An 11,061-nucleotide genomic window follows, 5' to 3' on the forward strand; every position below is an offset into this window, starting at 1 on the left:
GAGTCGGAAAGTACACACAGTCGGAAATGAACTTTTTTCAAAAAATATTTTTGATCGTTTGAAATAGTAGGATACTTAAAGGAAAGCGATAATAAAGAATCCGATTATTTTACGGATGTCGGCCAGGGCCTGTGTCAGATGGTTTTCGACCGTTCGTTTGCTGATAGACAGACGTTCAGCTATTTCATCGTTGGATATTCCCTCTACACGACTCATTTTATATATTTGTTTTCGTTGAGGCGGCATTTTCTCAACAGCAACAGATATGAGGAAATCCAGTTCTTTGGCATATAGTTCTTCTTCGATGCTATCGTTGTCGGTAGAGATGAATAAGGCATGATCGATCTGTTGCTCCTGGAAATCCCTGAACAGAAGAGAACGTTCGATATGGCGGTAAACGGCATTCTTCGCTACTCGGAACAGATAAGCATTCAGGTTCTCGATATTTGTCAGCCGTTCCCTGCTCTGCCACATGGACACAAATATATCCTGGGAAATATCTTCGGCCTCTTCCTCGTTTTGCAGGATTCCGCTGATGAATCCTTTAATCCGTGGAAAATAATGCAGGAACAATGATTCGAATGCCTGTTCATCGCCCCTGCTGACTGCTTCTATGTATCCCTTTTCGGTGGTAAAATCCATTAATAGATAGATTTATTATCTCCTTATCCGAATGCAAAGATAAAGATCGTTTGCTATTAAAAAGGAAAAAATAGATAAAACTACTGTCTTTTTTGAAAACCCTATTTATAAATATGCTCTCATTTACGTGGAGAACATGAGGGCTTTATTTAAAAGACTAAATCGTGGCAGTATTATTAAAATAATAGTATATTTGCAACGCTATACATAACTCAAGGGAAGGAACCTTCCGACATTGAAGCAGCAGGCATATCTTATGTCTGCTGCCATCATATACGGTTTCGTACCCCCGTGTGGTGCATTAATGTGCCCACTGCCCTTGAGGTGTATAGCAACGGGAAAGGCGGAACCGTTCTTTTTTTCGCCTGCTTTAATCTCTAATATTAATATTATGGAAGCAGAAAACAATTCCCCCGTTGCTGACACCTCTGGTTCTGAACACATCGTTCAGCAGTTCCAACAAGACATTTCAAAAGATGCTTATTTTGAAGAAGAGTCTATGCGTATCAAGCAGGCCTTTTCCAATACAAAGCAAGGAGAGGATCAACTTCTTTATCTCCGGCATCAGTTGCAATGTATGAAAACTTTCCTGACAAGGCTCGAACTTCCCTGGGATAAATATATCCCGCTTCTGTTTCGTGGCTTTGCCTGCTATCTGCAATGTGAAGAAAGAAAAAACGTTCGGAGTAAGAATTATCGGCTTACTGCCGAGCTTATGGAATGCGTTGCTTTTTTATCTCAATCCGGCCGTCTGATTAATAGCATGGCTGACTATTATGATAAGCAAATCAAAGAGGTAGATAAGAAGATTGCGGAGAAAAATATATCCTGATGTATATATCTTTTTCTGCCTTACTAACCTATTGTCGATGGCTGTCGGTAATATAAGCTGGTAATTATCGACAATAGATTGGTCGCTTATCGTATATTTATGATGCGATTGTTTTGCAATTGGATAATAAAATGTAGTTTTGTTAAAACAATATACATTATGAATAAAGATTTTAATTACGATTTGCTGCCGTATAAGTTCGCTCACTGTGCGAACAACCAATGCAAACGAGCTGATGAGTGTCTTCGTAGTAAGGCCATGCAACATATACCGGCAGAGCGCAAGACTATAACCCTTGTCAGTCCGGCGTATGCGAATCCGGGCAATGGGGATTGCACTTTCTTTAAAGCTGACCGGTTGCAGCTATTTGCCCTGGGAATGACAGACTTACTGGCCCATATACCACATAACGATGCGTTAATTATCAAGCAACAGATGTTAACCCACTTCGGACGAACGCATTTCTACCGGCTTTGGCGCAAAGAACGTCTTTTTACTCCCGAACAACAGGAATATGTCCGTCAGTTGTTCCTTCAGAGAGGTCTACAGGATGCTCCCGTGTTCGATGAATACGTTGAGCAGTATGAGTGGTAAAAGAGTATGCATCCTGAAAGTGTTTCATGCTAGTGAAACAACTGTTTCACCTAGGAGAAACAAGTGTTTCTTCATAGTGAAACAAACTGTAGGTCGTTGTCTGATCCGTCGTATCTTCCTGCTTTAAAAAAAAGATCCTGCAAGAAATGGTTTTAAATCTAAAATGTAAAGATGGATATTCTTATCTGCTACATATTTACTATCTTTGCAGTCTGTTATTGGAATATCTTAATAAATCGACGATATGATTCTATTCTTTCAATCTCCAACAAAGACGGTGCTGGCTGTTGAGGCGGCACATGCTTTCTCTCCTGAAGATGTTCAAAAGCTCGTTTGGTTGTTTAGTGAAGCAACTCCCGTTCAATCGGAAACATTGGATGGCTGGTATGTTGGTCCACGCCGGGAAATGATCACCCCGTGGAGTACTAATGCCGTGGAAATCACCCAGAACATGGGATTGAGCGGTATCTCACGTATCGAAGAATACTTCCCTGTTTCTTCCGCTGAGGCAGACCACGACCCGATGTTGCAACGCATCTATAACGGACTGAACCAGGATATCTTCACCATCAGTAAACAACCGGAACCGATTGTTTATATCGAAGATATCGAAGCGTACAACAAACAGGAAGGACTGGCTTTGAGCGACGAAGAAGTTTCTTACCTCAATGAAGTAAGCCAGAAACTGGAACGTAAGCTGACCGACAGCGAAGTGTACGGTTTTGCACAGGTAAACTCGGAACACTGCCGTCATAAGATCTTCGGCGGTACGTTCATTATCGACGGAGAAGAGAAAGAAAGTTCTCTTTTTAACCTGATCAAGAAGACTTCGGCAGTGAACCCGAACAAGCTGGTTTCTGCTTATAAGGATAATGTGGCTTTCAACGAAGGCCCGATGATGGAACAGTTTGCTCCGCTGACAGGCGACAAACCTGATTTTTATGCCGTAAAGGAAATCAAATCGGTTATCTCGCTGAAGGCTGAAACACATAACTTCCCGACAACCGTAGAGCCGTTCAACGGTGCCGCTACCGGTTCGGGTGGTGAGATCCGCGACCGTCTGGGCGGGGGTAAGGCTTCTTTGCCTATTGCCGGAACAGCTGTTTATATGACTTCTTATCCGCGTACCGAAGGTGCCCGCGAATGGGAAAAGATCATGGATCCGCGTCCCTGGTTGTACCAGACTCCGGAACAGATCCTGATCAAGGCTTCAAACGGTGCCTCTACGTTCGGTAACCATTTCGGACAGCCGCTGATCTGTGGTTCCGTACTGACTTTCGAACACGAAGAAAACAAGAAGAAATACGCATACGATAAAGTAATCATGCTTGCCGGTGGTGTCGGTTTCGCTAATATGCGCGACGCACTGAAGGGTAATCCCGAACCGGGTGAGAAGGTGGTTGTGATCGGTGGTGATAACTATCGTATCGGTATGGGTGGTGGTGCTGTATCGTCTGTAAATACAGGACAGTACACTAGCGGTATCGAGTTGAACGCCGTACAGCGTGCCAACCCCGAAATGCAGAAACGTGCAGCCAACGTGATCCGTGCGATCGCCGAGTCTGACGAGAACCCGATCGTTTCTATCCACGACCACGGTGCAGGCGGTCACCTGAACTGTTTGTCTGAGTTGGTGGAAGCTACCGGCGGACATATCGACATGAGCAAACTGCCTGTTGGCGACGCTACACTTTCCGCCAAGGAAATTGTAGGTAACGAAAGCCAGGAGCGTATGGGCTTGCTGATGAAGGAAGAAGACGTGGCACGCGTAAAACGTATCGCAGAGCGCGAACGTGCTCCGATGTATGTGGTCGGAGAAACAACAAACGACATGAAGTTTGTTTTCGAACAGGCCGACGGTGTGAAGCCTATCGACATCAAGCTCGAATATATGTTCGGTAAACCGCCGAGAACGATCATGACAGACCATACGGTGAATGAAACGTATGCTCCGGTTGTTTACAAGGAATCTGAATTGCATCACTATCTGGAAAACGTACTGCAACTGGAAGCTGTTGCTTGTAAAGACTGGTTGACCAACAAGGTAGACCGTTCCGTAACAGGTAAGGTAGCCCGCCAGCAGTGTCAGGGTGAATTGCAGTTGCCGCTGAGTGACCTGGGTGCCGTAGCGTTGGATTACCGCGGAAAAGCCGGTATCGCTACTTCTATCGGTCACGCTCCGCAGGTGGCTATGATCGATCCGGCTGCCGGTTCGGTAATGGCTATTGCTGAATCGCTGACGAATATCGTGTTCGCTCCGTTGGCTGATAAGCTGGAAGGCGTGTCGCTGAGTGCCAACTGGATGTGGCCGTGCCGCAACGAAGGGGAGGATGCCCGTTTGTATACAGCTGTTGAAGCGGCTTCCGATTTTGCCTGCTCACTGGGTATCAATATCCCGACAGGTAAAGACTCTTTGTCGATGACTCAGAAGTATGGCGACGAGAAGGTGATCGCTCCGGGTACGGTGATTATTTCAGCCGGTGCCGAAGTAAGCGATATCCGCAAGATCGTTTCTCCTGTTTTAGTGAACGACAAGAACTCATACATATATTATATAGACTTCTCGTTCGATACGATGAAGCTGGGCGGTTCTGCTTTTGCTCAGGCTTTGAACAAGCTGGGTGACGAAGTGCCGACAGTAAAGGATAGCGAATACTTTGCCGATGCATTCAACGCAGTGCAGGAAGCTATCGAAAAGAACCTGATCCTGGCCGGTCATGATATTTCTGCCGGTGGTATGATCACTGCTTTGTTGGAAATGTGCTTCGCCAATGTAGAAGGCGGCTTGCAGGTCAATCTGGATAAGTTGTCGGAAACAGATATCGTGAAGATCCTGTTTGCTGAAAACCCGGGTATCTTGGTGCAGGTGAAAGACAAGAAAGCATTCGAAAAGTTGATGGAAGAAGCCGGTGTAGGTTTCGCCGTTATCGCCAAGCCGACAGACGAACGTCATATCCTCGTCGATAAAGACGGTGTGGAATATCACTTCGGTATCGACTATATGCGTGATGTATGGTACGAATCTTCTTACAAGCTGGATGTAAAACAGTCGGGAAGCGTATGCGCAGGCAACCGTTTCGAAAACTATAAGATGCAGCCGCTGGAAGTGAAGTACAATAAGAGCTTCACCGGAAAGCTTTCTTCTTATGGCTTGTCTGCCGACCGCAAGGGGCCGAGTGGAATCAAAGCAGCCGTGATCCGTGAAAAGGGTACACAGTGCGAACGTGAAACTGCTTACGCGCTGTATCTGGCTGGTTTCGATGTGAAAGACGTTCACATGACCGACCTTGCTTCAGGACGCGAAACGTTGGAAGATGTAAATTTCATCGTATTCTGCGGTGGTTTCTCCAACTCCGACGTTCTGGGTTCTGCCAAAGGATGGGCCGGTGGTTTCTTCTACAACGAAAAGGCGAAGAAAGCGCTCGAAAACTTCTATGCACGTCCTGATACGATGAGTATGGGTATCTGTAACGGTTGCCAGTTGATGGCCGAACTGGGACTGGTTTATCCGGAACACGAACAGAAACATAAGATGTTGCACAACGACTCCCATAAGTTCGAATCTAACTTCGTCACTTTGGAGATCCCGAAGAACGACTCTATCATGTTCGGCTCGTTGAGCGGAAACAAGATCGGTGTTTGGGTAGCCCACGGAGAAGGTAAGTTCTCTTTCCCGTATGACGAAAAAGAATATCACATTGTTGCTAAATACAACTATGACGGTTATCCTGCCAATCCGAACGGTTCGCCTTGGTCTGTTGCCGGTGTATGTTCGAAAGACGGTCGCCATCTGGCCATGATGCCTCACCCGGAACGTGCTTTGTTCCCGTGGCAGTGCGGTTACTATCCGAACGATCGCAAGAATAGCGACGAGGTAACTCCGTGGATCGAAGGTTTCGTGAATGCACGCAAGTGGATTGAAGAAAACAAGAAGTAAGAAAAAGAGATACATCTTTATAAAAGTAAAGGTTGCAATGTTCTGAACATTGCAACCTTTTTTCTATGAATAAGCAACCTGGAAATATTATTATTAAGTGCGAAATTGTTAGTTAATGCGGCCATTTATTCATAGTAGTTTCATCGGGTGATTACCAACCTTTAGTTGTTTGCTTCAACAACGGATTGGCATCCAGCTGACGTTTGGGGATCGGGAAGATCGTGTATTCCTTGTCCGACGGATCCACGTCTTTGTCCCACCAGGCATTGCCGAAGCGTCCCCAACGGATCAGATCCGAACGGCGGCGGCGTTCGCCGATAAACTCACGGCCCCATTCGTCTACAAACTCCTGATCGGTCAGCAAGGCCGGGTTCTGTGCATAGCTGTATTTGCTCCACTCGTCGGCCGGATAGTTTCTGATGCGTACGAAATCGAGCAGTTCGGCTGCCTTTGTCTTGTTGCCGCTTCTGTAGTTGATCTCTGCCAGCATGTAATAGATTTCAGCCAGGCGGATTTCCGGTGCGGACTGGCACATATAGAGTCCGTCGCCTTCCTGCAGATAAGGGAATTTGTTGAAGCGGACACCTGAGTTCTCTTCACCTGTCGTGACGCGCGAACCTTTTTCTTTAGCAGTGCTGAGGCCTTCGGAGAAACGTCCTACCTGGTCTACATAGATCAGCGGTTCGCCTTTGTATTCCTCTGTGCCTTTCACTGTCTCGTCCGTATAGCCGTATCCTTTGGTATAGTCGAACTTATACTGGGTTCCGATCATAAAGAACCCTTCGTAGTCGCCGTTGGCACTCGTTATCTGGAACGGTTGTTTGCGGTAATCGCAGTCTGCATATTTTTCGTACGGGGTTCCCAGTTGACTGGCAAAGTTGTAGACGTTACCGTCGAAATCCCTTGAAGGTGTCATGTGGATACCATTGTTACCACCGTCGGGATTACCTAATGCCTGGCCGGAAGTGTAGTGCAGGAAGGAGTCGTGGAAACCGCCGAACTGGTACACATTGCGTTTGTGGGGGAATTCGAACAACAGTTCAGGAGATCTGTATCCTTTGATGCCGGAGCGGAACGGATCGCGGTAATCATTCTGGTTGATATGATATTCTCCGTATTTACCGGCAATAATATCTTCACAGAATGTTTTACAGTCAGCCGAACGGTCTACGTTAAGCCATACTTGTGAGTTGAAATAGATACGGGCCAGCAATGCCGCAGCAGGAGCCTGGGTGAAACGACCGACAATATTCTCTTTTTTCAGTTGAGGCAATACATCTTTCAGTTCACTTTCGATATAACTGAATACTTCTTCGGGTGTAGCTTGGGCGAGCAGTTCGTCCGGTGCATCCTTTTCCGTGAAGATAGGTACATTCCGGTAGAAGTCGATCAGGAAGATATAGAACCAGGCACGTAAAGTACGCAGCTCGCCGATGTAATTGTTTTTCTCTTCATCCGTGATTCCCATAGACTGGAAGTCCAGGATGTTGAAGTCGCGGAGCAACGAGTTGATCTGCTGTATTCCCTGATACGGGCCGACCCAGCCACCGTTGATCTGGTTCATATCATAATTCCATTTATGCTCGTGCAGGCGGACCCATTGTCCGTCGTCATAACCGTGGCGTCCTTTTTGTGTCCATACGAAATGGTCGCCGGTAAGTTCCTGCAACTGCCAGCGGTCGCCGTCCCAACCGCACCATTGCGCATGTTCATACGGGCGGAGTACGGTTGCTTCGACAGACGCCTTATCGGTGAAATAGTTGTCGCTTGTCAATATATTGAATGGCTCTTCCGTCAGATCCGTACAGGAAGTAAAAGCCATAGTCGTCGCCATCAGGCTGACTGCACAAAGTGATTTTATATTTTTCATGCTGTATATGCTTTAATTTAGTAACTGATTTGAACTCCGAATGATACGTTGCGGGCTGTCGGATATAGGTCCATACTGCCTCTGCCGGCCCATAAGCCTGTGACGTCGACACTTGACGGATCCATGCCGCCTGAATACTTCGTGATGGTAAACACGTTCTTCATGGTTGCGTAGATACGCAGGTTGGAGATCCATTTTGTATTCAGTTTAGGTGTCCATCCCAGCGTGATGTTATCCAGTTTCAGGTAATTACCGTTTTCGAGGAAGTAATCGCACATGATCTTTTCGCCTTTGATATGGGCATTTTCCTTATAGGCGGATGTCAGCTTGTTGATTCCGGTTACGCCCTGCAAGCCGTAATACATCTGATATTGGTTGAGTATCTGGTAATCGAAGCGTCCGCGGAAATAGAGCGACAGGTCGAAGCCTTTGTAGGTGAAGGTGTTGCCCCAGGCCATTTCCCATTTTGGAGTACCGTTGCCGATATAGGTTCTGTCCGCTTCGCCGGCGTCGCGTCCGCGTATGGTTTCTGCTCCTTTTTCACCACCTTTGTAAACCATGATATTTCCGTCTTCATCGACACCTGCATAACGGTATCCGTAGAATGAACCGATCTCGATGCCATCCTGCAAACGTTGGCACGGGCCGGGGTTTCCGGGTGAGGGCAGACCGTCGCCTTCCATATAACCCAACTCATATTTCTCGTTGGAGAATGATTTCAGCTTCGATTTGGTATAGGCAAGCGTAGCGTTGGTTGAATAGGTGAACTTGTCGTTTTGTACGGCATCCCAGTTTACCTGCAGTTCAAAACCTTTAGAATTGGTTGTACCCACATTGGTCATGATCTTTTCGTGCAAATAGGGAGGAACCGGCACCTGATATTCACCGATCACATCTTTCCCTTCGCGGATGAAGAGGTCTAGACTACCGGACAGGCGGGAGTTGAACAAGGTATAATCGATACCCAGATTGTAGGATATTTGTTTTTCCCAGGACAGGTCTTTGTTCGGGTTGTTTCCCGGGCCGTACACCTGAACCCATTTACCTTCACTGTTCGGCATCCATCCGTAACCGGTATATTTCGCCAGGGAGATGTATTTATCGAAGCCCGAACGTCCGGTTTGTCCGTAAGAGAAACGGAGTTTCAGGTCATTCACCGTCTGCGAGTCTTCGAAGAAGGAAAGACGGGAAACACGCCATGCGGCAGAAGCAGCAGGGAAAGCACCCCATTTATGATCCGTACCGAATTTGGTATTACCTTCGTAACGGATAGAACCCGTAAACAGGAAAGTATTATCGAAATCATAATTGACACGTCCCAGGAAAGCGATCGTCTTTTCTTTGTTTTTGTCAGACTCCATACCCAGACGTCCGTCTGCTTTGTTGTAGTCGCCGGCTCCCAGGTTGTTGTACAGGAAAGCGTCTGTCGGGAAGTTCATGTTTTCAGCATTGAACTTTTCCCAGTTGAATTCCTGATAGGAGTAACCGCCCATCACTTTCAGGTGGTGCTGATCTATATCCAGCGAATAATTGCCTAACCATTCTAACGTATAGTCGACCCATTTTTCATTTTCCAGGCGGGCACGTCCGTTACGGCTGTTGTTGATCGACTCGCGATGGTCTTTGAAATAATACTCGCGTTGCTTCTTGTCATGTCCCTGGCGGCCGAGTTTTAATTCGGTATTCAGGTTCTTCAGGATGTTGAGTTTGATGTTGAAGTCGGTTGTCAGGTATTCCTGTGTAGCTCCGTTTTCACGTCTTGTCAGGTTGAAGATCGGGTTGTAACTATCGAAGTTGTTGCGGAATGCATCCATTTCGTCTATCGAATAGGTCGGATTCAGTTCGACTGCCTGTTTGAAACTTCCATAATCGGTGTAATCTTCATCGGCGTAACGATAGGATATGTTTCCTGTCACTTCCAATAAACCTTCTAAAGTGATTTGTTTGAAGCTGGCACGTAAACCATATTCTTTACGATCTGTTGCAATGTCGAGTCCTTCTTTCGAACGGTAGTTTGCCGAGATACGGAAGATGCTGGATTCGCTACCACCGGAAAGCGCTAGGTTGTGGTTCTGTCCGAAGTTGTTTTTGTTGAGCAACTCGTCGTACCAATTTGTACGGGAACCGTAATCCTTTCCGATATTGTTAGCCACAAACTCTTCCGGGCTCAGGATTTCCGGTCGTGCAGCAACGAAATCATGTTCGGCATAACCATCGTATGTGATGGATACTTTACCGGCTTTTCCCTGCTTCGTCTGAACCAGGATAACTCCGTTTGCTCCGCGGGAACCGTAGATGGCAGCGGCAGAGCCATCCTTCAATACTGTTATAGATTCAATGTCCTGCTGGGCAAGATTCCGCAGGTCACCACCTGGCATTCCGTCGATAACGATCAACGGACCGTTTCCGGCTTTCAAAGAAGAGGCTCCGCGTACCTGGATACTCGGACTGGCATTCGGGTCGGCTGCTGCCGTATTGGATACGGATACACCGGCTACTTTACCGTCTATCATCTGTAACGGACTGTTGGAAGCCCCTTGCAGGAAGTCTTTACTTTTTACACTTGTCACGGCAGTTGTCAGGTCTTTTTTCACCGTACTACCATAACCGACAACGACTACTTCCTGTAAGTTTTCGGCATCTTCTTCCAATGTGATCTCGAATTTTGACTTATTCCGTACGGCAACTTCCTGGGTTTTATAACCGATATAAGAGATTTGTAAAATAGTGTTTTCAGGAACATTCTCGAGCGTGAACTTACCGTCCATATCTGTGATATTTCCATTGGTTGTGCCCTTAATAACGACATTTGCCCCGATAATGGGAATACCATTGGTATCAATGACTTTACCGGTAATAGCCCTGCTCTGTTGTACGGTGTTTGATACAGGTATGTCTTCTGATTTATAGCTGTTTGTGTCTGTTGCATTTGCCGGAAAAGCAGAGAGTAACAGGCAGAATGTGGATACATAGACTGTATCTCTGAAAGAAATCGATTTAATTGCTTTCTTCATAATTTAATTAATACTAGTTAGATTTAATAAATTGAATTGATAAAAATTACGTATTTGATACGTATTCGGGTAAACGACACTTTTTTTACATCATAGGCCTCATTATTAGATATTAGAATTATGTTTGCTTGTGTTCTTTCATTGAAATATATGACGTAGTCCTACACGAACT

At 46.2% G+C, this 11,061-nt stretch carries 6 protein-coding genes; 3 read left to right on the plus strand and 3 right to left on the minus strand.

The window, feature by feature from the left end; all coding sequences use genetic code 11:
- Positions 1–75 precede the first annotated feature (75 nt).
- Entirely contained in the window at positions 76–642 is a 567-nt protein-coding gene (locus QZ076_RS16420; protein WP_293714826.1) for an RNA polymerase sigma-70 factor, read from the minus strand.
- A 391-nt stretch (positions 643–1,033) separates the two neighbouring features.
- On the opposite strand from QZ076_RS16420, the gene QZ076_RS16425 reads away from it, so the two are divergent.
- The 3 genes from QZ076_RS16425 (at position 1,034) to purL (ending at position 6,005) form a co-directional block, all read left to right on the plus strand.
- Positions 1,034–1,474 carry a hypothetical protein gene (locus tag QZ076_RS16425; protein ID WP_293714828.1) on the plus strand — a complete coding sequence of 147 codons (441 nt, stop codon included), beginning with the start codon at positions 1,034–1,036 and terminating at the stop codon, positions 1,472–1,474.
- Between the two features lie 159 nt (positions 1,475–1,633).
- Positions 1,634–2,068: a DUF6078 family protein gene (locus tag QZ076_RS16430; protein ID WP_293714830.1), complete on the plus strand. Its 435-nt coding sequence runs from the start codon at positions 1,634–1,636 to the stop codon at positions 2,066–2,068.
- Positions 2,069–2,312: 244 nt separating this feature from the next.
- Entirely contained in the window at positions 2,313–6,005 is a 3,693-nt protein-coding gene (gene purL, locus QZ076_RS16435) for a phosphoribosylformylglycinamidine synthase (protein ID WP_293714832.1), read from the plus strand.
- 151 nt (positions 6,006–6,156) lie between these two features.
- On the opposite strand, the gene QZ076_RS16440 is transcribed toward purL, so the two are convergent.
- Positions 6,157–7,875, minus strand: a complete 1,719-nt coding sequence (locus QZ076_RS16440) for a RagB/SusD family nutrient uptake outer membrane protein (RefSeq protein ID WP_293714834.1) — start codon at positions 7,873–7,875, stop codon at positions 6,157–6,159.
- Positions 7,876–7,892: 17 nt separating this feature from the next.
- Entirely contained in the window at positions 7,893–10,889 is a 2,997-nt protein-coding gene (locus QZ076_RS16445) for a SusC/RagA family TonB-linked outer membrane protein (protein WP_293714836.1), read from the minus strand.
- Between the last annotated feature and the right edge of the window lie 172 nt (positions 10,890–11,061).

Source organism: uncultured Parabacteroides sp., assembly GCF_905196875.1.
Classification (GTDB): domain Bacteria; phylum Bacteroidota; class Bacteroidia; order Bacteroidales; family Tannerellaceae; genus Parabacteroides.

Coding starts and splice junctions, on each gene's coding strand:
- QZ076_RS16440 (WP_293714834.1), bottom strand. CDS start 7,875: ATGAAAAATATAAAATCACTTTGTGCAGTCAGCCTGATGGCGACGACT.
- QZ076_RS16420 (WP_293714826.1), bottom strand. CDS start 642: ATGGATTTTACCACCGAAAAGGGATACATAGAAGCAGTCAGCAGGGGC.
- QZ076_RS16425 (WP_293714828.1), top strand. CDS start 1,034: ATGGAAGCAGAAAACAATTCCCCCGTTGCTGACACCTCTGGTTCTGAA.
- QZ076_RS16445 (WP_293714836.1), bottom strand. CDS start 10,889: ATGAAGAAAGCAATTAAATCGATTTCTTTCAGAGATACAGTCTATGTA.
- purL (WP_293714832.1), top strand. CDS start 2,313: ATGATTCTATTCTTTCAATCTCCAACAAAGACGGTGCTGGCTGTTGAG.
- QZ076_RS16430 (WP_293714830.1), top strand. CDS start 1,634: ATGAATAAAGATTTTAATTACGATTTGCTGCCGTATAAGTTCGCTCAC.